General features: G+C 43.6%; 21 protein-coding genes and 1 pseudogene. 7 read left to right on the top strand and 15 right to left on the bottom strand.

The window, feature by feature from the left end; translation table 11 throughout:
- Positions 1 to 15 precede the first annotated feature (15 nt).
- From SST62_RS0108310 to treR, 4 genes are all read right to left on the bottom strand, one after another.
- On the bottom strand, positions 16 to 2,349 hold the full coding sequence (locus SST62_RS0108310) for an endonuclease MutS2 (protein WP_029186971.1): 2,334 nt from the start codon (positions 2,347 to 2,349) through the stop codon (positions 16 to 18).
- 414 nt (positions 2,350 to 2,763) lie between these two features.
- The gene (locus SST62_RS0108305; RefSeq protein ID WP_024383140.1) at positions 2,764 to 3,312 is read right to left on the bottom strand and encodes a CvpA family protein; all 549 of its coding nucleotides are present in this window, start codon (positions 3,310 to 3,312) and stop codon (positions 2,764 to 2,766) included.
- Positions 3,309 to 3,620, bottom strand: a complete 312-nt coding sequence (locus SST62_RS0108300; RefSeq protein WP_002935948.1) for a hypothetical protein — start codon at positions 3,618 to 3,620, stop codon at positions 3,309 to 3,311. Before SST62_RS0108300 ends, SST62_RS0108305 begins: the two co-directional genes overlap by 4 nt.
- Before the next feature lie 57 nt (positions 3,621 to 3,677).
- Positions 3,678 to 4,391: a trehalose operon repressor gene (treR, locus tag SST62_RS0108295; RefSeq protein ID WP_029186970.1), complete on the bottom strand. Its 714-nt coding sequence runs from the start codon at positions 4,389 to 4,391 to the stop codon at positions 3,678 to 3,680.
- Between the two features lie 235 nt (positions 4,392 to 4,626).
- On the opposite strand from treR, the gene treP reads away from it, so the two are divergent.
- From treP to SST62_RS0108280, 3 genes are all read left to right on the top strand, one after another.
- Positions 4,627 to 6,621, top strand: a complete 1,995-nt coding sequence (gene treP, locus SST62_RS0108290; protein ID WP_029186969.1) for a PTS system trehalose-specific EIIBC component — start codon at positions 4,627 to 4,629, stop codon at positions 6,619 to 6,621.
- Between the two features lie 89 nt (positions 6,622 to 6,710).
- Entirely contained in the window at positions 6,711 to 8,336 is a 1,626-nt protein-coding gene (gene treC, locus SST62_RS0108285) for an alpha,alpha-phosphotrehalase (protein WP_029186968.1), read from the top strand.
- Positions 8,337 to 8,399: 63 nt separating this feature from the next.
- The gene (locus SST62_RS0108280; protein WP_029186967.1) at positions 8,400 to 8,762 is read left to right on the top strand and encodes an iron chaperone; all 363 of its coding nucleotides are present in this window, start codon (positions 8,400 to 8,402) and stop codon (positions 8,760 to 8,762) included.
- 83 nt (positions 8,763 to 8,845) lie between these two features.
- Here SST62_RS0108280 and SST62_RS0108275 read toward each other — a convergent pair whose 3' ends face one another.
- On the bottom strand, positions 8,846 to 10,087 hold the full coding sequence (locus SST62_RS0108275) for a LysM peptidoglycan-binding domain-containing protein (protein ID WP_029186966.1): 1,242 nt from the start codon (positions 10,085 to 10,087) through the stop codon (positions 8,846 to 8,848).
- A 347-nt stretch (positions 10,088 to 10,434) separates the two neighbouring features.
- A complete protein-coding gene (locus SST62_RS0108270; protein WP_029186965.1) occupies positions 10,435 to 11,418 on the bottom strand; it encodes a Gfo/Idh/MocA family protein in 984 nt (327 codons plus the stop codon).
- 84 nt (positions 11,419 to 11,502) lie between these two features.
- On the opposite strand from SST62_RS0108270, the gene rnhC reads away from it, so the two are divergent.
- From rnhC to SST62_RS0108255, 3 genes are all read left to right on the top strand, one after another.
- Positions 11,503 to 12,393 (top strand): ribonuclease HIII, encoded by an 891-nt coding sequence (gene rnhC, locus SST62_RS0108265; RefSeq protein WP_029186964.1) that lies wholly within the window; start codon positions 11,503 to 11,505, stop codon positions 12,391 to 12,393.
- Between the two features lie 12 nt (positions 12,394 to 12,405).
- Positions 12,406 to 13,029, top strand: coding sequence for a signal peptidase I (gene lepB / locus SST62_RS0108260; RefSeq protein ID WP_228376856.1), 624 nt, complete (start codon positions 12,406 to 12,408; stop codon positions 13,027 to 13,029).
- Between the two features lie 63 nt (positions 13,030 to 13,092).
- Entirely contained in the window at positions 13,093 to 15,582 is a 2,490-nt protein-coding gene (locus SST62_RS0108255) for an ATP-dependent RecD-like DNA helicase (RefSeq protein ID WP_029186962.1), read from the top strand.
- Between the two features lie 272 nt (positions 15,583 to 15,854).
- On the opposite strand, the gene SST62_RS0108250 is transcribed toward SST62_RS0108255, so the two are convergent.
- From SST62_RS0108250 to dinB, 5 genes are all read right to left on the bottom strand, one after another.
- Positions 15,855 to 16,493 (bottom strand): endonuclease III domain-containing protein, encoded by a 639-nt coding sequence (locus SST62_RS0108250; RefSeq protein WP_029942712.1) that lies wholly within the window; start codon positions 16,491 to 16,493, stop codon positions 15,855 to 15,857.
- Positions 16,494 to 16,539: 46 nt separating this feature from the next.
- The gene (locus SST62_RS0108245) at positions 16,540 to 17,460 is read right to left on the bottom strand and encodes a 1-phosphofructokinase family hexose kinase (protein ID WP_029186960.1); all 921 of its coding nucleotides are present in this window, start codon (positions 17,458 to 17,460) and stop codon (positions 16,540 to 16,542) included.
- Positions 17,461 to 17,560: 100 nt separating this feature from the next.
- A complete protein-coding gene (locus SST62_RS0108240) occupies positions 17,561 to 18,187 on the bottom strand; it encodes an NAD(P)-dependent oxidoreductase (protein ID WP_029186959.1) in 627 nt (208 codons plus the stop codon).
- Between the two features lie 137 nt (positions 18,188 to 18,324).
- Positions 18,325 to 18,744, bottom strand: a complete 420-nt coding sequence (locus tag SST62_RS0108235) for an Rrf2 family transcriptional regulator (protein ID WP_029186958.1) — start codon at positions 18,742 to 18,744, stop codon at positions 18,325 to 18,327.
- On the bottom strand, positions 18,728 to 19,822 hold the full coding sequence (dinB, locus tag SST62_RS0108230) for a DNA polymerase IV (RefSeq protein WP_029186957.1): 1,095 nt from the start codon (positions 19,820 to 19,822) through the stop codon (positions 18,728 to 18,730). The genes SST62_RS0108235 and dinB overlap by 17 nt, the downstream gene beginning before the upstream one ends.
- 277 nt (positions 19,823 to 20,099) lie before the next feature.
- Here dinB and pflB point away from each other — a divergent pair, with 277 nt between their 5' ends.
- Positions 20,100 to 22,445, top strand: coding sequence for a formate C-acetyltransferase (pflB, locus tag SST62_RS0108225; protein WP_029186956.1), 2,346 nt, complete (start codon positions 20,100 to 20,102; stop codon positions 22,443 to 22,445).
- A 376-nt stretch (positions 22,446 to 22,821) separates the two neighbouring features.
- Here the strand turns inward: pflB and SST62_RS0108215 are convergent, their stop codons facing one another.
- From SST62_RS0108215 to SST62_RS0108200, 4 genes and pseudogenes are all read right to left on the bottom strand, one after another.
- Positions 22,822 to 23,613: a LysM peptidoglycan-binding domain-containing protein gene (locus SST62_RS0108215; protein ID WP_029186955.1), complete on the bottom strand. Its 792-nt coding sequence runs from the start codon at positions 23,611 to 23,613 to the stop codon at positions 22,822 to 22,824.
- Positions 23,614 to 23,885: 272 nt separating this feature from the next.
- Positions 23,886 to 24,427, bottom strand: a pseudogene (locus tag SST62_RS01000000111685) (DUF1697 domain-containing protein).
- Positions 24,424 to 25,365 carry a serine hydrolase domain-containing protein gene (locus SST62_RS0108205; protein WP_029186954.1) on the bottom strand — a complete coding sequence of 314 codons (942 nt, stop codon included), beginning with the start codon at positions 25,363 to 25,365 and terminating at the stop codon, positions 24,424 to 24,426. The pseudogene SST62_RS01000000111685 and the gene SST62_RS0108205 overlap by 4 nt, the downstream one beginning before the upstream one ends.
- Positions 25,362 to 26,096 (bottom strand): CppA N-terminal domain-containing protein, encoded by a 735-nt coding sequence (locus tag SST62_RS0108200; protein WP_029186953.1) that lies wholly within the window; start codon positions 26,094 to 26,096, stop codon positions 25,362 to 25,364. Before SST62_RS0108200 ends, SST62_RS0108205 begins: the two co-directional genes overlap by 4 nt.
- Between the last annotated feature and the right edge of the window lie 165 nt (positions 26,097 to 26,261).

Below are 26,261 nucleotides of genomic sequence, written 5' to 3'. Positions count from 1 at the left end.
AAGTGCTTTACTTTTTTACTTAAAGGTCACAATAGTACAGCCTGAGCCACCTGCATTTTGTGGGGCGTAGCCGAACTCCTTGACCTGCTTGTTACGACGAAGGTACTTTGTCACCCCTTCTCGGATAACCCCTGTACCAATACCGTGAACAATGTCGACTTGGGCCAGATTGTTGAGCAGAGCTTGGTCGATAAATTCATCCAGCTCCATCATTGCCTCTTCGTAGCGTTTGCCACGTAGATCTAAGCGGGCTTTTGGTCCTCGTACATTGGCACGCTTGACCGTGTGAACCTGGCGTTTCTTAGGCTGCTCTGCCTTTTCCGCCTTGACTAATTCAAACTCATCTTTGGCCAAGGTCATCTTAATCAAGCCAACCTGAGCTTCCCAACGCCCGTCCTTGAGCTGATTGGTCAAGGTGCCGCGTTGTCCATAAGCAGTTACGATTATGTCATCGCCCACCTTGGCTTCCCTCTGAATTTTAGCTTTTTTCAAGACTTTGTTCTTAGACAAATCTACCACTTCAGGCGCCAACTTTTTCAGCTCTGCCTTGGCTTCGATAATCTGGTGTGGCTTAAGAATGGCTGCAGCATGGAGATTTTTAAGAATCTCCTCGCTTTCTGCCAATGCCATATCTACAATTTCCTTGGCTTCCAAACGTGCCTTGTTGAGCTCATTTTCCCGCTCACGATTGAGCTCGTCATAGAGCTTACGAAGGGCTCGGTTCATCTTGTAGTTTTCTTGTTCTACATCCCGAATCTTGTCTAGACGACGGCGACTTTCAACCGTCTGACTTTCCAATTTCTCGATAATGCGGTTCACATCGCTGTCTGTATCTGTCCAAGACTGGGCTGACTGGATAATAATATCAGATAGACCAAGACGGCGGGCGATTTCAAAGGCATTGGAGCGACCAGGAACACCCTGCATAAACTTATAGGTTGGACGCAGGCTATTGGTATCAAATTCCATGCTGGCATTTTCAATACCAGAGGTTTCTATCCCGTAGGCCTTGAGCTCAGGATAGTGGGTGGTTGCCATGGTCTTAATCCCCCGCAGACGAAGGTCGTCCAAAATAGCCATTGCCAAAGACGCACCCTCCTGCGGATCGGTCCCAGCTCCCAACTCGTCAAATAGGATAAGGGAATCTTGATCCGCCTCCGCTAAAATCTGTACCGTGTGGGTCATGTGACTAGAGAAGGTTGATAAACTCTGCTCAATAGACTGTTCATCACCAATATCCGCAAAAATTTCTTTGAAGATGGCCACCCGACTACCCTTATCAGCCAGGATAGGCAAACCAGACTGAGCCATAAGGTGCGTTAATCCCAAGGTCTTGAGCATAATGGTCTTACCACCCGTGTTGGGACCTGTAATCACGATGGCTGTCAACTGACTACCAAAATAAAGGTCGTTTGGTACAGGCTCAGCAATGAGCGGATGGCGGACATTGAGCAGAGCGATATCTTGCTTATCTGAAATCGTTGGGACGACGGCCTTGTAATCTCGTGCAAAAAGGTGTTTGGCGCGGATGAAATCCAAATGCCCAATCACCCAGGCATTGTTGCGGATAATACCGCTATGAGGCCGCAACATGTCGGACAACTCTTGCAAAATCCGACTGATTTCATGACGTTCCTCTGCCTTGCTATTGGTAATATCTTCATTGAGCGCAACAACCGCTCTAGGTTCAATATAAACGGTCGAGCCAGAAGCGGAAATATCATGGACGACCCCTGCTATCTTATTGCGATAGGTATTTTTGACAGGAAGGACATTGCGCCCATTACGACTAGCCAAAATGCTATCAGACAACATATCCCCCTTGGTCTTCAAAATATCCTGCATGACCTGACGAACTTGGTCTTCAGCTTCACGGATTTTTCTTCGAATACGGGCTAGTTTTTCAGAGGCAAAATCCTCTACAAAACCAGCATCATTGATGGACTGGAGGGAGCCTTGTAAATGTGGAAAAAGCTCAATCTTCTCAAAGAGTTTATCCAGCTGGCTAAGACTGACATTTTCCAGATTTCCATAAAAATCCAAGAGAGATTTAGAAACTTCCAAGACTCGCTTGACTGCCAATAATTCTGAGATATTGAGGTCTGTATCCAATTCCAAACGACGCATGGCTGGACCGATGTCACTAGTAGCAGCCAGACTGAAATAGGGATTTTCCACAAAAATCTGCGCTATGTCTGTCAACTCGTCGAAGGCCTGTTGGATACGATGGACTTCCACCATAGGCTCCAACTGTCGTAATTCTTCAAAGCCCTGTTCCGTCAAGAGATAGGGCTCAATTTTTTGTCTTACCTTGTGAAATTCAAGGGTTTCAATAATTTTATTATTCATATGTTCCTACTTAGTCTTTTCCTTAGCTTTATCTCATTATCAAAACAATAATAAGATAAAAATATAGTCTTTCCCAGTCTCTTACATTAAGGGGATAACAGTCAACTAATACTTAATGAAAATCAGAATCAGACTTGCTCTAAAGGTTCGGAGAACCTTTAGAGCTATGCGGGGGCGGGAGTTTAAAAGGTCTGGGAGACCTTTTAAAGTGGGAGATACAAGCTGACGGCAGTCAGCTAACATAAATTGATGTCTGGGAATAGACTGTTTCAGCTCAACAACTAGAAATAAAGACCTGTTGACGAACTCTTTTTTGAACAGTCGAGTTCTTTCCCACTCCCACTCATCAAATCAACAACGTCCTATTTTGATTTTCGAAGAGTATAAATGACGATAAAAAGGATAAGGTCTCCCTTACCCTGCTATATTACTCAACCAGAGAGATTTTAAAAAGCTACTAGTGAATGGTGTGTACTGAATCATGATGTTGGCAAGAAAACTACTGTGCAATTTATCTTGAATCATCGCTAACGGAATAGTTGATAGCAAGACCATCACAATCTGAAGAGAAATAAAAGTCACCAAGACAGCCAAGGCACCGCTTATGAGATTGGTCGTTTTTGTATCAGGATTAAAAGCCTCTAATAGATGGACAAATATTCCTATGAAACGCACAATAGCGTAAACCAAGACGTATATCAAAAGAAAGGCCAATCCCGCATAAAATACCATATCTAGGTCAAAGAGATATTTCTCATCAAAATAATAGTTGGAGCTCCCCTGAGTCGCATTGGCAAATGGCACCCAGAGATAAAGGAAGGATGCCAATTTTTTATAAGTAGCCGTCGCAACCACCATAGCAATAATACTTCCCATGCTATAAAACGCCTGTAGAACTAGACCACGACTGTAGCCAATGTAGAAACTCCATGCCAAAATGAGAATAATTGCTAATGAAATCATACCTTGTCCTCAAGCTCATCTAAGTCAATCAAGGTCACATTCTTTTTCAAGACCTTTTCTTTGACGCTTGCAAGTTCTTGTTCCTTTTGTTCAAATGCCATCTCGCGTGTTAGTTGAACGGATAGAGCATTGATTGCCAACAAAAGCGCGAGGGTTTCAGGGTCCGCCGTCGGCATCTTTTCTTTGATAGCTTGGTATTTTTCCTGTGCAATACGCTCAATTTCTTCCATGAATAAATTATCATGCTCAGTTGTCAAGGTTAATTGCTTCTCGCCAAATGTAAATTTATATCGATTTAAGTTTGCCATATCTTACCTCTTCTTCTATCTATTATAGCGTAAAAAACTTGATTTGGCTAATCTCTCCTATAAAGAATGCTTTCTACGAGCAAAATCTACAAAGCGGAATTTGTCAATTTTATGCTTGCTTTCTGTATATTGGAATTGCTGGGTATCACCGAGATAGACACGAGATTTAATCAAGACCAAATAATCATCCTTCGATTGCATTAGATCGCGCTCTTCTCGACTGGTCGGCTCTACCGTAATCTCTTTTTGTGCATAAGCAATATCAAGGCCTAACTTATTTTCCAGGTATTCGTAAATGGATTTTTCAGCAATAGCAGTTGTCAACTCTGGCACGACATCGACAGCAAGATAATCTGTATCCACAACGGAGACCTTACCGTCAATCGAACGTGTACGGACAACTTTCCACACCTTGCTATACGGCTCAAAGCCTGTTAAATGCGAAAGGCTACTATTAACGGTAATCATATCTAAGCTGACAACATCTGTCTTGGTAGAAAGCTGGAGAACATTTGTCAATTCCTGATAGGAAGTTAACCCTGAAACTGGGAAATTGAGAATTTCTTGCTTAAGGACCATTGAACCACGCCCTTGCACTTTTTGAATCAAACCTCCCTCAGTCAAAATCGAAAGGGCCTTTCTTACCGTATCCCTGCTGACCCCATATTCTTCTTGTAATTGCTGTTCCGTTGGCAAAGACGCTCCCGCAGGATACGTATTTGTACGGATTTTTTCTTTTAAATCATTATAAATTTCTTGGTATTTTTTCATCATTTCCTCGCAAATTCATCTGTCAAATAACATACAACTATCAACATTATAACAAAATTCATTTCAAAATTTAAAAAAAGTTAGTAAAAACGCTTGCATTATTTTTTGAAATCGGATACAATGATAACACAAAAGAAATTTGTCCGTACAAATTTCAAAATTTAGACATATAATTTTAAGTATGCCAAAAAATATAGAGTGGCGGATTCCATAAGCCGTCTAGAAGGAAAAATATATGGGAAAATTTGAAAAAGAAGCCAAACAGCTCCTAGATGCTATTGGTGGAAAAGAGAATGTCAATGCAGTAACACACTGTGCGACACGTATGCGTTTTGTTCTTGCAGATGACAAGAAGGCAAATGTCAAAGTCATCGAAGACATTCCAGCAGTAAAAGGAACCTTCACCAACGCTGGTCAGTTCCAAGTTATCATCGGCAACGATGTACCAATCTTCTACAATGACTTTACTGCGGTATCTGGTATCGAAGGCGTATCAAAAGAAGCTGCTAAGTCAGCCGCTAAAAGTAACCAAAATGCTATCCAACGTGTTATGACCATGTTGGCGGAAATCTTCACACCAATCATCCCTGCGCTTATCGTCGGCGGTTTGATTCTCGGTTTCCGTAACGTTTTGGAAGGCGTTCAGATGGAATGGCTTGGACAAGCCATGAAAGACGGGCAGTTGGTCTTTGACGCTGACGGTAACCCTGTATGGAACACCATCGTTCAGGTTTCTCCTTTCTGGAATGGGGTCAATCACTTTCTCTGGTTGCCAGGTGAAGCCATCTTCCACTTCTTGCCAGTAGGTATCACTTGGTCTGTATCTCGTAAAATGGGAACGTCACAAATCCTTGGTATCGTTCTTGGTATCTGTTTGGTGTCTCCACAGTTGCTTAACGCATATGCTGTACCAAGTACAGACGCAGCGACCATCGCTAGCGAATGGTCTTGGAACTTCGGCGCATTTAGCATTGCCCGTATCGGTTACCAAGCACAAGTTATTCCTGCCCTCCTTGCAGGTTTGGCACTTTCTTATCTAGAAATCTTCTGGCGTAAAGTGATTCCTGAAGTGGTATCTATGATTTTCGTACCATTCCTATCACTTCTTCCAGCGATTATCTTGGCCCACACTGTCCTTGGTCCTATCGGCTGGACAATCGGTCAATGGTTGTCAACTATCGTATTGGCTGGTTTGACTGGACCAGTTAAATGGCTCTTCGGTGCGGTATTCGGTGCCCTCTATGCGCCATTCGTTATCACTGGTCTTCACCACATGACCAATGCGATCGATACTCAATTGATTGCAGATACTGGTGGTACTGGTCTCTGGCCAATGATTGCTCTTTCTAACATCGCTCAAGGTTCTGCAGTATTTGCCTACTTCCTCATGAATCGTCACAATGAAAAAGAAGCTCAAGTTTCTCTTCCTGCAACGATTTCTGCATATCTTGGTGTTACTGAACCAGCCCTCTTTGGTGTCAACGTGAAATACGTTTACCCATTTGTAGCTGCTATGATTGGTTCAAGTATCGCAGGCTTACTCTCTGTAACATTCAACATCCAAGCTGCTTCTATCGGTATCGGTGGTCTTCCAGGTATCTTGTCTATCAAGGCTGAATACTGGGGTGCATTCTTTATGACAATGATTGTTGCGATTGTTGTCCCAATGATTTTGACAGCTGTTTTCAAACGTACAGGTGCATTTTCAAAAAAAGAAGAAACTGTTGAAGAAGTTGTAGTCCTAGCTGAAGCAGTTGTTGAAACTGGCGCTGCTATCGAATTGATCAGCCCACTTACTGGTCAAGCCAAAGAATTGTCACAAGCTACTGACCCTGTATTTGCTTCAGGTGTCATGGGACAGGGTGTCCTTATTGATCCAAGCGAAGGTATCTTGGTTGCTCCAGTTGACGGTGAAGTATCCGTCCTCTTCCCAACTAATCATGCTGTTGGTATTACTGCTGCGAACGGAGTTGAACTCCTTATGCACATCGGTATGGATACTGTTGGATTGGAAGGCAAAGGCTTCACAGCTCACATCAAACAAGGCGACAAGGTAAAAGCTGGTGATAAATTGATTAGCTTTGACATCGATGTCATCAAGGCTGCTGGTCTTGTTGCTGAAACACCAGTTATCGTGACCAACCAAACTGATTTCAACACAGAGGTTCTTGGAGAGCTTCCTCGTTCAGTAGAACGTGGCCAAGCTGTCTTGAAAGCAACAAAAGCATAAAATAAAACAAAATATGTGTAGAGAGTTGGTGACCCCAACTCTTTGCCGTTGATAACATCATTTTCAAGAAAGGAATTGGTAAACATATCATGACCATTGACAAACGCAAAGTCGTCTATCAAATCTACCCCAAATCTTACAAGGACACGACCGGCAATGGTGTCGGCGACCTGCGTGGGATTATTGAAAAACTCCCTTATCTAAAAGAACTAGGTATTGACATGATCTGGCTCAATCCCTTCTACCCAAGTCCGCAACGGGACAACGGATATGACATTTCAGACTATACAGCTGTCAATCCTGATTTTGGCACCATGGCTGATTTTGAAGAAATGGTAGCTGTCGGAAAAGAATTGGGAATCGAATTCATGCTGGACATGGTTCTCAACCACTGCTCGACAGACCACGAATGGTTCCAAAAAGCCTTGGCTGGCGACAAATATTACCAGGATTTCTTTATCCTTCGTGACCAACCAACTGACTGGGTTTCCAAGTTTGGCGGCAATGCCTGGGCACCTTTTGGCGATACTGGGAAATATTATCTTCACCTCTTTGATGTGACCCAAGCCGACCTCAATTGGCGCAATCCGCATGTCCGCGAAGAACTCTTCAAGGTGGTCAATTTCTGGAAAGAAAAGGGTGTCAAAGGCTTCCGCTTCGACGTTATCAACCTGATTGGTAAGGATGAAGTCCTCGAAGACTGCCCAATCAACGACGGCAAGCCAGCCTACACCGACCGCCCGATCACCCACGACTACCTCAAGATGATGAACAATGCTACTTTTGGAGCAGAAAAAGGCTTCATGACCGTTGGGGAAATGTCTGCCACTACCATTGAAAACTGCATTCTCTACACAGCTCCTGAGCGGGAAGAATTGTCCATGGCCTTCAACTTCCATCACTTGAAAGTGGACTACAAGGACGGTCAAAAATGGACCATTATGGACTTTGACTTTGAAGAACTCAAACGCCTCTTCCACACTTGGGGCGAGGAGATGTCAGCTGGAAATGGCTGGAATGCCTTGTTCTACAACAACCACGACCAACCTCGTGCCCTCAACCGCTTTGTTGATGTGGAGAATTTCCGCAAGGAAGGAGCAACCATGCTGGCTGCCTCTATCCACCTATCACGCGGCACGCCTTACATTTATATGGGCGAGGAAATCGGCATGATTGACCCTGACTACGATAGCATGGACGACTATGTCGATGTGGAGTCTATCAATGCCTACCAGATGCTCTTGGACCAAGGTCACACGCCTGAGCAGGCCTTCAAGATTATCCAGGCCAAGTCCCGTGACAATTCCCGCACCCCGATGCAATGGGACGCTTCTGACAATGCAGGCTTCTCAACAGGTACACCTTGGCTGAAGGCTGGCAAATCCTACCAAACGATTAACGTTGAGCAGGAAAAAACAGGCCCAATCTTTACCTTCTACCAAGAACTCATTCGCCTGCGGAAAGAATTTCCCCTCATCTCAGAAGGGGACTACAAGGCCGCCTACAAGGACAGCCAGAAAGTCTATGCCTTTGAACGCTTGCTAAACGGCGAAAAACTACTGGTCCTCAACAATTTCTTCGCAGAAGAGGTTGAACTAGACCTGGAAGATGACTACGCCCACGGCCAAGTCCTCATCAGCAACTACCCTGACAATAAACTAGGTAAGAAAATCACCTTGAAACCCTATCAAGCCTTGGCGATTTTGGTAAAATAATGAATGAAGAGGAGCTAGCTCCTCTTTTATAATAGAATGAAATAAAAAAGAAAAGGAACACCCATGCTCCAAGAATTTTTAAACAAGGTCAACAATCCTGTCTTGAAGGGCAAACTAGAAGGCATTTTCAATCAAATCCAGCAGGAATTTCCAAGTCTAACCATAGAAATCAAGTGGAACCAGCCCATGTTTATCATGGACGGAACTTTTATCATTGGATTCTCTGCTGCCAAGGCTCATATTTCCATTGCACCTGAAACGGTTACTATGGAAACCTTTGCCAAGGACATCAAGGAGGCGGGCTACGAAGCGACTTCCAACCTCTTCAAAATCAGAGAAGACCAAGAGGTCAACTGGGACCTGCTCCGCACTATCATCACCTTTAACATGGATGAGAAGAAGGGCTATGACAAGTTCTGGAGATAAGATAAGAAACTTGTATCCCATACCTTCCAATTAATAAGCACGCAAAAATAGCCAAGCTCACCGTGAGTTTGGCTATAATTATTTTATGGATTAAATGACACGTGTACGTGGTCATAATGGTTTTCAGTAATACTTCCGCGGTCTGGCATCAAGTTCCAAGTATATGCAGGTCCATAAATACTTGCATATGGAGCATAAAAACGTTGTTTCCAGATAATATAGGAAATATTTTTCGCACCCATATTGGCAATAGCATATTCTGCTACTTGATCCCCAAGTGCTGAACTTTGTGGTACCATGAAGTCAATGGCTAAGCCTTTACCATGGTCGCCAGAATCGCCAGCACGATATCCTGAGAAAGAAGTAATACCGAAGGCATTTGCCACTTCTGCGCGGAAGGCTGCTACCTGAGGTTGCAAACCGACATCATAAGCACTTGTACTTGTTGTAGTGGTTGATAGGGCTGTCACTTGTGGAGTTTCAACTACAGGCTGTTCTACAGGTGCTTCTACTACAGGTTGTTCTGCAACTTCCTCTACAGGTGCCTCAACCACAGGTTGCTCCACCACTTCCTCCACAGGCGCTTCTACTACAGGCTGCTCTACAACTTCCTCTACAGGTGCCTCAACCACAGGTTGTTCTGCAACTCCCTCTACAGGTGCTTCTACTACAGGCTGTTCTACAACTTCCTCTACGGGTGCTTCTACTACAGGCTGTTCTACAACTTCCTCTACAGGCGCTTCTACTACAGGTTGTTCTGCAACTTCCTCTACAGGTGCTTCTGCTACAGGCTGTTCTACAACTTCCTCTACAGGTGCTGAGTCGGTAACTGATGAAATTTGATCCAAGGGAACAACCGTATCCTCAACCGTTACTTGATTGGTTGTTAGGTCAACAGTTGCCTGAACGGTCTCATTTGTGTTTCCCTGAACAGGAGCTTCAATCTCAACCTGAGTCACTTGATTGTTTTGGTCAACAGTCGTCGTCAGTACCGTATCAGGGAAAATCAAGTTGACATCTGCAATTTGATTTATTTTCGCCAGCAAGTCCATATCAATATTCATAGCTAAGGCGATGGCAGATAAGGTATCTCCATACTGAACAGTATAGGTCATCTTTCCTTCTTCTTGTACAATTTCTGGGCTAATTTCAGAAACAGTACGTGGAGCCCATTCGATGGCTAAAACATTTGTCGAAATCATCCCTGTACTAAATAGGGAAAGAGCCAATGAAGATGTGTATAACATCTTCTTATTGTTTTTCATGATAGGTGTTTTTCTCTTGCGACGCATATGTTGTGGTTTATTTGTTCTCTTACGTTTCATAATCTTATTCCTTCTTTATTTTGAGATGGTTCTATCTTACCTAAATCAAATCTGAAAAACAAGCCTTCAACCGTTCTTTTAAATAAACTGTCTCCACTATGTAATCTTAGGACTTTTCTGTCACACAATCAATATAAATGTCATCTGACTGTCATATTATTAGATAATACTCAATGAACATCAAAAACAGACTCGGAAACGCAGATCCAGATAGAACTAACGTTCACCAAATCAAGTCAACAACGTCTGGATTTTCGAAGAGTATAAGTAAAAAATAAGAGTAAGGCAGTAATCCAACAATTGGCTACTAACTCACTCTCATTTCTATTTTCGGATTAGTCAAAAACCTACATTTCTTCAGGATAAACCAAGCCCCATTCTTTACGAAGTTGGGTCATGATGTCCATGACATCTTGGGTAAATGCTAGATGCATGGTGTTTTCGATGCCTGCGACAGCTTTTTCCATATCTGCCACTTCATAAGAAAGAGCCTTGGCTGTATCGCCCGCTTCGATTACCTCTTGGCTACCGTCTTCAGTATAGGTAATGACTGCTTTCTGACCACGTGGGTACTCGTAAAGCTCGATGTAGCCTTTATCGTAGGCAATCGTTCCGCGTTTTGGCTGTTTGGCATGGAGGGTCAGGGCGATGGTCGCCATTTGACCCGCATCATTACTGAGCAAAATACCTACTTGCTCGTCTACACCTGTCGGAGCCAATTTAACCTGAGATAAAACCTGATTTGGCTTTTCAGTCATAAACCAACGGACAAAGGACAGAGCGTAGACACCAATATCCAAGAGGGCACCACCTGCCAAGTTCTTATTGAAAAAGCGGTTGGTCATGTCATATTCCTTATAGCTACCAAAGTTCATCTGAATCATCTTCAAATCTCCCAGCTTGCCACTGGCCACCACTTCGCTCAACTGACGATAGATTGGCATGTGGAAAATGGTCATGGCTTCTGCCAGGATGACCTGGTTTTCCTCCGCCAGTTGAATGGCTTCTGCTAATTCTTCTGAATTAAGCGTAATAGATTTTTCACAGAGGACATGCTTTCCAGCCTTCAAAGCCTTTCTCAAATAATTGATATGGGTATTGTGAGGCGTAGAAATGTAGATAATGTCTACTTCAGGATCCTCAAATACTTGATCGATTTCTTCATAAACTTTCTCGATGCCATATTTTTGCGCAAATTCCACACCCTTGTCATAGGTACGGTTGGCTACCGAATAAAGATTTCCTCCCATTGCCTGCAAGGCCTGAACCAATTCGTTGGCGATGACACCTGTTCCCAGAGTCGCCCACTTATACTGTACTTGTTCTTCCATCGTCTTCCTCACTTTCTCCTACTATTATAGTAAAAACCACCTTTTTCTGCACACTCTAACCAGCTTTTGTGATACAATAAAAACATGAATACAGTCGTACTAAAGGTCTCTCCACAAGAAGCGACCAAAATGGCCAGTCACTACTCTGCTTATCAGGCACCTAGTAAAAATCCCTATATCAGCGCCTTTTTCAAACTGAATGGAGCCAGCCTCTCCATCTATACTTCTGGAAAGGTCGTTTTCCAGGGGGAAATGGCAGAGCAGGAAGCAGTGCTCTGGGGCTATGAGCCAGAAAGCTCTGGACAGGCGACCAGTCCTGGTCAAAACCTGCCCATGATTGGTACCGATGAGGTTGGAAACGGGTCTTATTTTGGAGGTTTGGCAGTCGTTGCTAGTTTTGTCCGCCCAGAAGACCATGCCTTTCTCAAGTCGCTTGGTGTAGATGATTCAAAGAAAATGACAGACCAAAAAATCTGCCAAATCGCTCCTCTCTTAAAAGAGAAAATCCCCCACCAAGCTCTGCTATTGTCACCGAAAAAATACAACGAAGTCATCGAGCAAGGCTACAATGCGGTGTCTGTCAAGGTCGCCCTACACAATCAGGCTATTTTCCTACTCTTGCAAAGGGGAGTGCAGCCTGAGAAGATTGTCATCGACGCCTTCACTTCCAGTCAAAACTATCAAAAGTACTTGAAGAAGGAAGCTAACCAATTTGCCAACCCCGTCACTCTGGAAGAAAAGGCTGAGGGCAAGTATCTGGCTGTGGCAGTATCATCTATCATTGCAAGAAGCATGTTTTTAGAAAATCTTGTCCAGCTTGGTCAACTAGTTGGGAGGAATTTGCCGTCTGGTGCGGGCAGTAAATCCGACCAAGTCGCAGCAAGCATCTTAAAAGACTATGGCATGGCAGGACTCAACCAAACTGCCAAACTCCACTTTGCCAATACGCAAAAAGCACAAAAATTATTGAAATGAGGAAAAATGTCTATGGCCAGAAATAAACAACATTCACGCTTTGCTAGCTTTCTTGCAGAATGGGGTCCACTCATTCTCTTTATGCTAGCTATTTTTGCCAGTCGGTATTTTATATGGGATCCTGTATCCGTTGATGGGCACTCTATGGACCCAACCTTGCAACACCAAGAAAAATTGGTTATGTTCAAGACAACATCCATAGATCGTTTTGATATTGTCGTGGCCAGCGAAACTGACAGCGATGGTACAGAAAAACTGATTGTTAAACGAGTGGTCGGCATGCCCGGCGATACCATTCGCTATGAAAACGATGTCCTCTATATCAACGATCAGGAAGTTGATGAGCCTTACCTAGATGAGTACCTAGCTGCCTTTCAGAAGGATAAACTGCAAGAGGAGTATTCTTATAATAAACAATTCCAAGCAGTTGCACAAGCTGCTGAAGCTTTCACACAAGATGCCAATGGTTACGTAGACTTTACCGTGACAGTCCCAGAAGGACAATACTACCTGATGGGAGATGACCGTCTTGTCTCATTAGATAGTCGTAGTGTAGGAACATTTTCCCGTGAAAACATCAAAGGAGAAGTTGTCTTTCGCATGTGGCCTCTCAACCGTATTGGGACTATTGATTAATACAAACAAGTTTGGAGCAATCCGTTCCAAACTTCTTTTTCATTATTATTGGAAATAAACTCTATGAACGAAGTGTATTTTACCGGCACTATTGACCGGATTATTTTTGAAAATCCTAGTAATTTTTATAAAATCCTTCTCCTTGAAATCGAGGAGACAGACGCAGACTATGATGACTACGAGATTATCGTAACTGGAACCATTGCCGATGTCATCGAGGGAGAAGACTATCGTTTCTATGGCAACCTGGTCACCCATCCCAAGTATGGTCAGCAGCTGCAAATTTCGCGTTACGAACGCAGCAAGCCTACCTCAGCTGGTCTGGTTAAGTATTTCTCTAGCGACCATTTCAAAGGAATTGGACGTAAAACAGCTGAAAAAATCGTTGAACTCTACGGCGAAGATACCATTGATAAGATTTTAGCTGAACCTGAAAAACTAACTCAAATCACAGGCCTATCCAGCAAGAACATGCAGGCATTTGTCGAAAAACTCCGCCTCAATTATGGCACCGAGCTGATCTTGGCAAAACTAGCTGAGTATGGCATTCCCAATAAATTGGCCTTTCAAATCCAAGACCAGTATAAGGAAAAAACACTTCAGATTATTGAAGAAAATCCCTATCAACTGGTCGAAGATGTCCAAGGGCTCGGCTTTACCATTGCCGATAGGATTGCGGAAAATCTAGGAATTGCCAGCGATTCCCCCCAACGCTTTCGGGCAGGTATGCTCTTTAGCCTCATTCATCGCTCCATGGAAACAGGCGATACCTATGTGGAGGCCAGAGACTTGCTGGAAGCAACCCTTGAACTGCTGGAAAAATCCCGCCATACAGAACTGGACCCTGCCGCAGTTGCTCACGAGTTGACAGGACTAATTGCAGACGACAAGGTACAGCAAGAAGGTACCAAGATTTTTGACAACAGCCTCTACTTTGCCGAACATGGTATCCATAAAAACTTGACCCGCCTGATGGGAAAAAATGGCTTCAAGCCCTTCCCACGCGCAGACGTTGAGACTGCTATAGCAGAGCTGGAAAGTATGTCTTCCCTGACCTACGATGACATTCAAAAAGAAGCCATTGTCCAAGCCATTACCAATCCGCTATTCATTCTGACAGGCGGACCAGGGACAGGAAAAACTACGGTTATCAACGGTATTATCGCGGTCTATGCCATCTTGCATAAGATTGACCTGACACGTAACAAAGAAGAATGCCCTGTCCTCCTTGCCGCCCCAACTGGACGAGCAGCCAGACGAATGAATGAATTGACTGGCCTGCCTTCCGCCACCATCCACCGCCATCTCGGTCTGGTAGAAGGACAGGAAGAATCCTACCGTGATGATTATTTGGATGCCGACTTTATCATCGTGGATGAGTTTTCTATGGTAGATACTTGGTTGGCAAACCAGCTCTTCCAGAACATCTCCTCCCAGACCCAAGTTCTGATTGTCGGCGATGCGGAGCAATTACCTTCTGTCAGCCCCGGCCAAGTCCTAGCTGACCTATTGAAAATTGACAAGCTGCCCAGCATCACTCTGGAACGCATCTACCGCCAATCCGACGATTCAACCATTGTTACCCTAGCCAGCCAGATTCGTCAAGGAGCTCTACCTAGCGATTTCCGTGAGAAAAAGGCTGACCGTTCCTATTTTGAAGCGCAAAACGAACAAATTCCAGCCCTGATTGAGCGCATTGTCGGCGCAGCCATCAAGTCAGGTATCCCTGCCACCGAGGTCCAAATCCTCGCTCCCATGTACCGTGGTGCCGCAGGCATTGACCAACTCAACACCATGACCCAGGCCCTGCTCAATCCACTGGCAGAAGGAGAGTTAGAATTCCTCCATAATGAGCAAGCCTTCCGCCAAGGCGACCGGGTCATTCATCTAGTCAACGACGCCGAAGCCAATGTCTTCAATGGTGACTTGGGCTATATTACCGACCTCCTGCCTGCCAAGTACACCGACTCCAAGCAGGACGAGATTACCATCAACTTCGACGGTAGCGAGGTCACTTATCCCCGAAACGAATGGTACAAAATCACACTGGCCTATGCCATGTCCATCCACAAGTCCCAAGGCAGCGAGTTCCAGGTCGTTATCCTTCCTATCACTCGCACCAGCCACCGTATGCTCCAGCGCAACCTGGTCTACACCGCCATCACCCGCTCCAAGAGTAAGCTCATCCTCCTGGGCGAAATCTCCGCCTTCGACTACGCCGTCAAAAACGCCGGCACCGTCCGCAAAACCTATCTGGTCCCACGTTTCCAAGGGGAAATGGCAGAGCAGGATAGCAAGGAAGCTTTAGCTGAAAAAGCCGAAAGCAAAACAGCTACAACCACGCAAACCCAGCTCCCTACACAGCCAGACAGAAAAGAACAGGTTAAAGTAGTCAAAGAAAACAACCAACAACTCTCCCTTCTTGATCAAGACCAGCCAGAAAAAACAAGTCCCCAACCCACAGAATATATTTTGACTGTAGACAACCTGCTAACCATCGACCCTATGATTGGCATAGATCAGGCAGATATTGAAAAATTTTTTAAAGCATAAAAACCAGCAAGTCAGTAGATTTGCTGGTTTTACTCTTCTATAGTCGTTTCGTTTGCTTATTAGTACAAGGCAACGATATGCTGGCTACTTCATCAGTCCAGTGGAGTGTTTGAACTCGGAAATAAGACTTCCTCGCTCTCCGTAGTAATAAAAGATACACTAATTGATACTCAATGAAAATCAAAATCAGGCTAGGCGACGCAGATGCAGATAGAACTGAAGTTCATCAAATCAAGTCAACAACGTCTGATTTTGATTTTCGAAGAGTATGACTATATCATCAACCATGATTCATCAAGCTGCCCCTTTGTTAATCTGAACTGCTTGCCATGTTCATCAATCAGTGCATGAAGCTCCTGAGCGTCTTTTACTGACCAATCTTTTATCTGCTCTGTAAATTCCTGTCTCAAACTCAAATAATCCTTAGACTGACTAAGTCCTAACCGATTAAATAGTCGAAGAGCATATTGATCCGCCACAAAAACACTTCTTCGACACAAATAGAGCAAAATAACATCCGCAGTTTCATTGCCAACCCCCTTCAAGCTCAGCAGCTCTTTTCGGAGTACTGCTGTCTCAACACTATCTAGGCGAGAAAAATCTCCATCGAACTGATTGGCCCACTCAACCACTGACCGAATGTAGAGTGATTTTTGCTTGAAGAATCCTGCTGGGCGAACGCATTCTTGTAAATCCTCCACAGGCATCTCTAAAAGCGAATGAATTGTCAACCGTCCCTCCAACTGTTCTAAAGCACGCTCGGCATTTGCTTCCGTTGTTTGCTGAATAAGAATCATAGATACCAAATCCTTTATGGGATTTTCATCGTTCCACCAGTGAAATTCACCATATCGCCGTTTTAAATTTTGGTAAAGAACCGTCAACTGTTCCACTACCATCCCCCATCTCACCTTTTTCTCCTTGCCATTATAGCACGATGAGTAAGGGGATACAATACTACAGTTCCTCTAGTAATATTGTATCTACAATCGCTTCAAACTGTTCAGACAATACCTCTGGAAAATAATTCAAACAATTGGCTGTCGCAAAGGCTGCCGCTTCTTTCAAGAAGATTTCGGGTTCTTGCCCTTGGCTGATGCCCTTAACCAATAAACCAAGATAGAAATCCCCTGCCGCAATCGGATTTCGAGTTTCTTTCTTAGGCGACTGGATACGGAAGAAACGATGACCAATTTTGGCCAGACTACCCTTACTACCCATGGTAATGATGATATTTTCATGCGGCGTGACTTCTTTTAATATCCGCAAAATATCCTCTGGACTTTCTTCATCTAGCTCTGGATAGATGTCCTTGAGCTCCTCATTATTGATTTTAATCAGGGCTGGGCGTGCTTGATAAGCTGCGCGTAAAGCTGGTCCACTGGTGTCCACTATGGTCAGAACCTCTGGGTATTTTTCAATAAACCGCTGGATATAGTCGTCAGGCATGCCCTTCATAAGACTACCTGAAAAGACTAGGATGTCGCCATCCTGCAGGCTCTTTTCAATCTGCTGGGTATATTGATTGAGCAGGTCCTCTGTCAGTTCAAAGCCTTTTTCATAGAAGAGCACCACATCACCTGTACTAGTTTCCACATAGATATTGCAGGTTCGAGTATTCTGGTCATTTTCAACCACCTGTAAATGATTTCCCTTTTGGACATTGAGATCTTGGATATAGCGACCAATCTGCCCACCCAAAATAGTATGAATGGTATAATCGGTCACGCCGTTTTCACGAAGGGCATAGGCTACGTTGAAGCTCTTGCCACCGGGATAATCCCTGACCTCTGTCGGACGGAGGGGAATGTTCTTTTCAATCTTCTCCACAAGCAAGGTGCGATCTAGGGCTGGATTAGGACAAATCAAGTGAATCATGTTGGTCTCCTTTTTGGTTTTGTTTATATTATTATACTATATATCAAGAAAAATAAAAAGATAATTCCAAGACGGAACTATCTTTTGGACCATTTTATGTTTATGCAAATACAGAAATACGTTCTTGCTTGTAACCACCTTTTTCAGCAATGTCAACTAGAGCCACTGCATAGTCAGCGTAACTGATATAGCTTTGACCTTGAGCATTGACTTGGAAGACCTCACCAGCAAGGGTATAGGCACCTGTCTTTGGACCTTTCGCATCAAAATCGGCTGCTGGGCTGATATAGGTCCAGTTGATTGCTGTTGCCTGACGATAGAGGTCTAGACCAGCACCCATAGCCTCAGCGATTGGTAGGTATTCCGAAGGGAAATCTGGTGTATCTTTCAACATAACTGTCTGGCTCTCGTCTAAATAAAGACTACCTGCACCACCAACCACCAAGAGACGAGTTGGACTATCAGCAAGGATGGTTGCTAGATGCTCAGCCAATCGACTGTGACCTGGCAAGGTTTCTGGCGTCCAAGCACCAAAGGCATTGACCACCACATCAAATCCCGCCAAGTCTTCCTTGGTCAAATCCAAAGCGTCTTTTTGGATTACTTCTTGGGCCGCACTCTTATTTTCAGAACGAACAATGGCCGTCACCTGATGACCACGCTCTACTGCTTCCTTGGCAATAGCTTGACCTGCTTGACCGTTGGCTGCGATAATTGCTAATTTCATATTGTATACCTCACTTATTTCGTTGTAATGTTTATATTTACAATATGTAGTATAACTCTATTGTGTTGTAATGTCAATCATTACAACTAAAAAAATTAAAAAAATCATCATAAAGATGACTTTTCTTGAAAATATAGCTACAATTCTGCCAATAAATCAGCTATGGTCGTTTGTCCCAACTCTCTTTCCAAAGCGGACTGGGCATTTTCCAAACGGCTATCTAGTAGAGGATGAATATTTCGGCCTACCTGACAGTTTGGATTGGGCTGCTCATGAAAGCCGAAGAGTTGGCCTTTTTCTCCAAACAACTCCACAGCCTGATAAACATGAAGGAGAGTAATCTGGTCTGGAGCCTGTGCCAAGCGGGCTCCACCAACTCCACGCGCCACTTGAACCAAGTCAGCCTCTTTGAGCTGAGCCAGAATGTTGCGGATAATAACAGGATTGACTCCGACACTACCTGCTATGCTGGTGCTGGTCTGTTTTTCCTTTTCTCCCTCCAAGGCCAGCAAGACCAAAATATGGCTGGCAATGGTAAATCTACTCGATATTTGCAATTTGATTATCTCCTTCCATGAAATTGGTAACGGTCACCCCTAATAAGCGGATCCCTTTTTCAGCCTGCCCAACCTCTTCAAATAGTTGCCGAACTTCTCTTTCAATCACATCCACTTGATCCGTAGCTTCTTCCAAACTATGCCGTTTTGTCAAGGTCGAAAAATCTCCATAACGAACCTTCAAGACAATGGTCCTGCCCTTTTTTTCATTTCTGACCAAACTAGCTTCAACCCGTTTGCAAAGACTGACCAGTTCTTTCATCACATCTTCATCACGATAAAGGAGCTTGCGGTAGGTTCTTTCCTTACCGATAGACTTGCGCACTCGATTTGGTTTGACTGGACTATTTGAAATGCCCCTGGCCTTCCGATACAAATCATAGCCAAAACGACCAAATGTATCAATCAAGGTCATCTCTGGCACATCTAGCAAATCCTTCCCTGTAAAAACTCCCATCTCATGCAGACGTTCCACCGTTTTCTTACCGACACCGTGGAATTTGTCAACAGGCAGGGAAGCTAATACTTCAATAGCATCCTCTGGCAAAATCAAGGTCAAGCCGTGCGGTTTTTCCATATCTGAGGCAATTTTGGCTAGGAATTTATTATAAGAAACACCTGCAGAGGCTGTCAAATGGAGTTTATTCCAAATGTCGTATTGAATGAGTTTTGCGATTTTGACTGCTGACCCGATTCCCAGCTTATTTTCCGTCACATCCAGATAGGCCTCGTCAATGGACATGGGCTCCACTAGATCCGTATAGCGATGGAAAACTTCTCGAACCTGTCGCCCAACTTCCTGGTATTTTTCATAGTTCCCAGAAATGAAAATCGCCTGAGGACAACGTTCATAGGCCTCCTTGGAGGACATGGCCGAATGAATACCAAAGGCACGCGCCTCATAGCTACAGGTAGACACGACTCCCCGACCGCCAGACAACCTCGGATCCGCCCCAATAATAACAGGTTTACCTTTTAAATCAGGATTATCTCTGACCTCAATGGCAGCAAAAAAAGCATCCATGTCTACATGAATAATTTTTCGAGATAAGTCATTGATCAGCGGAAAAATCAACATGGCTACTCCTTTCTGCTGAAACGTCAATAGCACTATTATACATCAAATCGACAGAAGTGACAGTTTGTAAATCTCACTCATTATTCTACTCAGTAGAAAAGACCTTGTCGAACAATTTTTTCGTGAAATTAGTAATAAATATTTTCTATTTGTTTTCATTTTACTTGAAACTATTTTCAATTAATTTTCAGGCATTTTTATCTTGTGGAAAGTGCTTTCAAATGGTATAATATGTCTATGTTGGTAAAAGACCAAAACATTTAAAAGGAGAACCCTCATGTCAACAAAAGTTAAAACAAAAAATGTAACTGAAGACATTTTCGCCCAAGCCTGGGAAGGCTTCAAAGGTACAGATTGGCAGGATAAAGCTAGCGTAACACGCTTTGTTCAAGCTAACTACACGCCATACGATGGAGATGAAAGCTTCCTCGCAGGCCCAACTGAGCGTTCACTTCATATCAAAAAAATCATCGAAGAAACAAAGGCTGGCTACGAAGCGACTCGCTTCCCAATGGACGTAGATCGCGCTACTTCAATCGCTGATATTCCAGCAGGTTTCATCGATAAAGAGAACGAACTCATCTTCGGTATCCAAAACGATGAGCTCTTCAAACTCAATTTCATGCCACGTGGTGGAATTCGTATGGCCGAAACAACTCTTATCGAGAATGGCTACACTCCAGATCCACTTCTTCATGAAATCTACACAAAACACGCAACAACTGTAAACGATGGTATCTTCCGTGCTTATACAGCTGATATCCGTCGCGCTCGTCACTCACACCACGTTTCTGGTCTTCCAGATGCTTACTCACGTGGCCGTATCATCGGTATGTACGCACGTTTGGCCCTCTACGGTGCTGACTACTTGATGGAAGAAAAAGTAGCTGACTGGAATGCGATTACTGAAATCGACGAAGAATCAATCCGTCTTCGTGAAGAAATCAACCTTCAATACCAAGCATTGCAACAAGTTGTACGCTTAGGTGATCACTACGGTGTTGATGTGCGCAAACCTGCGATGAACACCAAAGAAGCGATCCAATGGACAAACATCGCCTTCATGGCAGTATGTCGTGTTATCAACGGTGCAGCAACTTCTCTTGGCCGTGTGCCAATCGTTCTTGATATCTACGCAGAACGTGACTTGGCTCGTGGTACATTTACTGAATCTGAAATCCAAGAATTTGTTGATGACTTTGTATTGAAACTTCGTACAGTGAAATTCGCTCGTACAAAAGCCTTTGACGAAATCTACTCTGGTGACCCTACTTTCCTTACAACATCTATGGCAGGTATGGGTAACGATGGTCGTCACCGTGTTACCAAGATGGACTACCGTTTCTTGAACACACTTGACAACATCGGTAACTCTCCAGAACCAAACTTGACAGTTCTTTGGTCTGACCAACTTCCATACGCATTCCGTCGCTACTGTATGGCAATGAGCCACAAACACTCTTCTATCCAATACGAAGGTGTAACTACAATGGCCAAAGATGGTTATGGTGAAATGTCATGTATCTCTTGCTGTGTGTCACCACTTGACCCAGAAAGTGAAGACCAACGCCACAACATTCAGTACTTCGGTGCTCGTGTTAACGTTCTTAAAGCTCTTCTTTCAAGCTGGAACAACGGCTACGACGATGTTCACAAAGATTACAAAGTCTTCGATGGTGTTGAACCAAATACTTCTGAAATCTTTGACTACGATCAAGTTATTGCCAACTTTGAAAAAGCCCTTGACTGGTTGACTGACACTTATGTAGATGCTATGAACATCATCCACTACATGACTGACAAGTACAACTATGAAGCAGTTCAAATGGCATTCTTGCCAACTCACCTTCGTGCTAACATGGGCTTCGGTATCTGTGGTTTTGCAAACACTGTTGACTCCTTGTCAGCTATCAAGTACGCACAAGTGAAACCAATCCGTGACGAAGATGGCTTCATCTACGATTACGAAGTAACTGGCGACTTCCCACGTTATGGTGAAGACGACGACCGTGTAGATGACATTGCGAAATGGCTCATGGAAGCATTCTTCACTCGTTTGAACAAACACAAATTGTACAAGAATGCTGAAGCAACTGTGTCTATCTTGACCATCACTTCAAACGTTGCTTACTCTAAACAAACAGCTAACTCACCAGTTCACCGTGGTGTATTCCTCAACGAAGACGGCTCTGTCAACACTTCTAAAGTAGAATTCTTCCCACCAGGTGCCAACCCAACTTCTAAATCTCGCGGTGGTTGGTTGCAAAACTTGAATACTCTTTCTAAACTTAACTTCAAACATGCCAACGACGGTATCTCATTGACAACTCAGGTTTCTCCAAAAGCTCTTGGTAAGACCTTCGATGAGCAAGTTGCAAACTTGGTAACCATCCTTGACGGATACTTCGAGCAAGGTGGTCAGCACGTGAACTTGAACGTTATGGACTTGAACGATGTTTATGACAAGATTATGGCAGGTGAAGATGTTATCGTTCGTATCTCTGGATACTGCGTAAACACTAAATACCTCACTAAAGAGCAAAAAACTGAATTGACTCAACGTGTCTTCCACGAAGTGCTTTCAATGGACGACCACGCTGCAGAAGTTTCAAGCCAAGCTTAATCGAACAAAGATAAAAGGACTTGCACACGCAGGTCCTTTTTATCGTCATTTAGTTTATCTTTTATTACGTCGACGAATGAGGAAACTTTGTTTCCTTATTTCTAACTTCAAACACTCCAGTGGAGTGTTTGAACTCACCTTGCCTGATTGCAACAGTCTGGGGGACTGTTGCAAGTCAATGCCTAGAAATAAGAAAGCATTGAGTTATGCCTGCGGCTCGTTGCCTAGTACTAAAAGTAAACTAAAAGACTATACTATGTCGAAAAATTTTCTGAGTGTTGCGGAAGGATACACAGCAGATTTTCGGAAGGATACAGAACCAGTTCATAAAAAAATCCCTTTCGAAATTGGATTCGAAAAGGGATGATTATTTATCCTAGTTATTATAGATATAGGTAATTTCTCCGATGGTATCCGTCGGATAGAACCAACCACGGAAATTATCCACCCACTGTTGGCCACGATAGTTGGCTTCGAGGACTTGGATTTGTCCATCCTCGTTAACAGCTGTCACATAGGCAACGTGTCCCAGAGCGCCATCGTTCCAAGAAATAATGGCTCCAACTTCAGGTATTGTTCCTGTGCGGAAACCACCACGCGCCGCATTCGCACCCCAAGAAGCTGCATCGCCCCACCAGTCACCTGCCCAAGGAGCAACTTTCTGTACTCCCCATGTACATTGACCAACAGGGTAGTTAATGCCTGGCTCATACTCATAGCCTGGTAGATAGTAGCTATCAGCACTTACCTCACTAGCCTGATTCCAGATAGTTTCTGTTAATTTCAAAATCTGTCCAGGATAGAGCGGCGTCTCTAAGGTCATTTGGTTTTGTGTTAACAATTCGTAGACATCCAATGAAAAAGCATCTGCAATCCCATAAAACGAATCCCCATTTTGAACAACATAGTCTGTTTGACTCGCAACTGAGACTTCTTCATTAGAACCAGCTGGAAGATCCAAATGTTGACCTGGTGTAATCAGTCCGTCTATTTCCATTGCATTCACTTCAGCCAATTGGTAGGGATCAACCCCATATTGCTCCGCAATAGAGAACACGGAATCCCCTTCCACTACTACATGACTAGTGGCTTGAACACGAGATATGGTTGATAACGCAACCGTAATCCCTGCAAGAGCTAGAACAGATTTGCAACTAAACTTTTTCATATGACACCTCCTCATCATGATTTCATTTTACCAAGATTTTGACGGGAAAAGATGTCGAAAGCATTACAAATAAATAACGATTTATCGTTTCAGATTGAAGAAAAAGTCCATTTTGGTCAATTTTCTTCAATCTTTTTTTCTTTATGTTGAAAATAAAAAACTCTCAGAGACGCCGAAATATCAATGTTTCTAAGAGTTTAATGACTTGCTATCTTTCGCAAACTTCTTCAATTTTTTATATTTTTAGGAGTTTGTCTACGTTCTGTGACGATTTATCGTTTTATTTCATTCTTTAAATAGTTTGATATAACTGAGAAAGTCTTCCCATTCCGAATGGTCACTTGTTTGACTTAGCCAACCGCTTGTGGTAGGCTGTTTGTAGATAGCTGCCTTCAGTATATTTGCCCCAATAAATAGCATGCTCGGAGAGATGTAGAACTTCATCACCTAGATGCAAGGACTGAATATAGTCCACCATAGCCTGCTTATCCAATCCTTCGGTGAAAAAGAGAACATCCTTTCTCGCCAATTCTTCTTGCCACCAAGCTGGAAGCTGATCGATTTCTGCTTGATAATCTTGGGCATCTAGTAGAGCAAATTGCTCCACAAAGGGGTATCTTTCTGTGAAAAAAGTTTGAAATTCAGCAACAATGTCCCCTCTATTCTTGGTTGAATCAAAAAAGAGATTGCCGCTATTAATGTAGGTTTCAACCTTATCATAGCCCAAATCTGCCACCGCTTGACGCAATTCAGCCATGACGATTTTATTACGACCACCGACATTGATCCCTCTCAACAGAAGAACATATCTCATTGTCCTTCTTCCTCCAGAACTTGCCGAATCAAGGCCATAATCTGGTTTCTATCCAACTTCCACTGAGCCCGCTCATCCTTGTCAAAAGTACGATTCGAGAGAAAAATCGCAGCTTTCTGCAAGGGACGATTGTACATGATAAAGGTCCCCGTATAGCCCGTATGGGACAACCAGTCCCCCTTCTTATCCCAAGCCAGAGATCGCTTGCGCTTATCATCAAAACCGTAATCCTGCGTTAAATTCGCCGTAAAGTCAGCCGTCAGATAGTGCTCCAAAAAGATTTCCAAATCTTTGACGGTCGAAAAGAGACCTGCACTTCCCGCGTGGAGGCCCAAGACACGCGCCTTGGGATCATGCACCACACCTGCTTTGACGCCACGTACCGTCGGTACCGCCTGACTGACTGGTCCAAAGGAGGTTTGAGACATGCCAAAGGGCTCTAGAACGTCTCGACTGATCAGCTGGTCCAGACTGTCTCTACCCAGTTCCTCCAGCAAAAAGCCTAGCAAGAGAAAATTGATGTCTGTATAGAGGAAAGCTTTCTTGTCCGTCACAGTAATCTTCAAAATCGCTTCCTTGAGCTGGTCGGCATCCAGACTATCCCGATTGGGAATGAAGGGGTCTATGCCACTAGTATGGGTCAATAATTGCCGAATGGTGACCTGACTATCCGCAAAAGCAGGATAATAAGACTGCAAGGTCCTATCTAGCTCCAAAGCTCCGCTATTAACCAGAAAAGTCGCAAGAGTCCCCACACCAACCACCTTGGAAACAGACGCCAAATCATAGGTCAAACCCGCCTCAACTGGCGTATGCCCATCCTGAGTCCCCAGATAGTACTCCAGCCACTGCCCCTTAGAAAAAAGAGCCAGACTGGCACCAGGATAGACTCCTGCTACAATCTGCTCTGAAATCTTGTCTAAAATTACTTGTCTCATTTTTCGAACCACAATTCAATACCACTTGGGTCAACCGTTTGAATAAAGCTTGCTTTTTTATCTTTAAAGAAGGGACCTTCCAACTGGCTTTCCAAGTTTGCCCAGTCAAAATCCTGCTCGACAGGAAAACGCAAACTGTCCAAGTCCCAAACCAGATCCGCAGGGGTTACTAAATCTTCACCTTCCGCCCCAACAAAATGCAAAAAGTCTTGTTCAGGTAAGATTGCCTCATAGAAATCTTGGCTAATGCTGGCTTGTGGACTATTGATCCAGACAGCTTCCACCGTGAAAGCAGTCAGACCAGAAAAGTCATCCTGCACCTTAAATGGAACAGGTGGAAGGATTGCTTTTAGGTCATCAAGAGACGCTTCTGCATGTAAAAGAAAGGTGTCTCCTTCTGGCGACACAGCTTCAAAACCATAGCCATTTTTTCCTTGGTAGAGTTTACTATACTGTGAACCTTGCGCCAGCAAAGCTTCAATTTCACTGGCTTCTTCTACTTTGATGACAATTTTATTTAATTTTTTAAGTCCCTTAACAGCACGGGTACGATTACCGGGAGATTCTGTCAAAACGAGCTTCGTTTCTGGACTTGTTCTATCTCCAAAATCAGCAAAAGGACCATCTTCTAGCTTGGTTTTCATTCCTAGATTTTCTTCTAAAAATCCTTGATTAATAGCCCTATTATTAATACGTAAAATAGGGACTATAGCTTCATTTTTTCTCAACACGATACATTTCACTCCTCAGTCATTCTACAATATTGTATAAAAAATTTCATCATTTTACAACTAATTGTATCGTCGTTTTATACATTAATATTTTTATATATACTGATAATTTTTAGACAAACACTGGCTTATCAGATATAATAGCTATTATAGACTATTATCCTA

It is taken from the genome of Streptococcus suis YS56 (genome assembly GCF_000440115.1).
Taxonomy (GTDB): domain Bacteria; phylum Bacillota; class Bacilli; order Lactobacillales; family Streptococcaceae; genus Streptococcus; species Streptococcus suis_L.
The sequence above is the reverse complement of the archived record's forward strand: the minus strand, read 5'-3'. Positions and strand labels throughout refer to the sequence as shown.

Coding starts and splice junctions, on each gene's coding strand:
- SST62_RS0108300 (WP_002935948.1), bottom strand. CDS start 3,620: ATGGCAAACTTAAATCGATATAAATTTACATTTGGCGAGAAGCAATTA.
- SST62_RS0108275 (WP_029186966.1), bottom strand. CDS start 10,087: ATGAAACGTAAGAGAACAAATAAACCACAACATATGCGTCGCAAGAGA.
- dinB (WP_029186957.1), bottom strand. CDS start 19,822: ATGTTGATTTTTCCGCTGATCAATGACTTATCTCGAAAAATTATTCAT.
- SST62_RS0108280 (WP_029186967.1), top strand. CDS start 8,400: ATGCTCCAAGAATTTTTAAACAAGGTCAACAATCCTGTCTTGAAGGGC.
- rnhC (WP_029186964.1), top strand. CDS start 11,503: ATGAATACAGTCGTACTAAAGGTCTCTCCACAAGAAGCGACCAAAATG.
- pflB (WP_029186956.1), top strand. CDS start 20,100: ATGTCAACAAAAGTTAAAACAAAAAATGTAACTGAAGACATTTTCGCC.
- SST62_RS0108215 (WP_029186955.1), bottom strand. CDS start 23,613: ATGAAAAAGTTTAGTTGCAAATCTGTTCTAGCTCTTGCAGGGATTACG.
- lepB (WP_228376856.1), top strand. CDS start 12,406: ATGGCCAGAAATAAACAACATTCACGCTTTGCTAGCTTTCTTGCAGAA.
- treP (WP_029186969.1), top strand. CDS start 4,627: ATGGGAAAATTTGAAAAAGAAGCCAAACAGCTCCTAGATGCTATTGGT.
- treR (WP_029186970.1), bottom strand. CDS start 4,391: ATGAAAAAATACCAAGAAATTTATAATGATTTAAAAGAAAAAATCCGT.
- SST62_RS0108245 (WP_029186960.1), bottom strand. CDS start 17,460: ATGATTCACTTGATTTGTCCTAATCCAGCCCTAGATCGCACCTTGCTT.
- SST62_RS0108305 (WP_024383140.1), bottom strand. CDS start 3,312: ATGATTTCATTAGCAATTATTCTCATTTTGGCATGGAGTTTCTACATT.
- SST62_RS0108240 (WP_029186959.1), bottom strand. CDS start 18,187: ATGAAATTAGCAATTATCGCAGCCAACGGTCAAGCAGGTCAAGCTATT.
- SST62_RS0108270 (WP_029186965.1), bottom strand. CDS start 11,418: ATGGAAGAACAAGTACAGTATAAGTGGGCGACTCTGGGAACAGGTGTC.
- SST62_RS0108255 (WP_029186962.1), top strand. CDS start 13,093: ATGAACGAAGTGTATTTTACCGGCACTATTGACCGGATTATTTTTGAA.
- treC (WP_029186968.1), top strand. CDS start 6,711: ATGACCATTGACAAACGCAAAGTCGTCTATCAAATCTACCCCAAATCT.
- SST62_RS0108205 (WP_029186954.1), bottom strand. CDS start 25,365: ATGAGACAAGTAATTTTAGACAAGATTTCAGAGCAGATTGTAGCAGGA.
- SST62_RS0108310 (WP_029186971.1), bottom strand. CDS start 2,349: ATGAATAATAAAATTATTGAAACCCTTGAATTTCACAAGGTAAGACAA.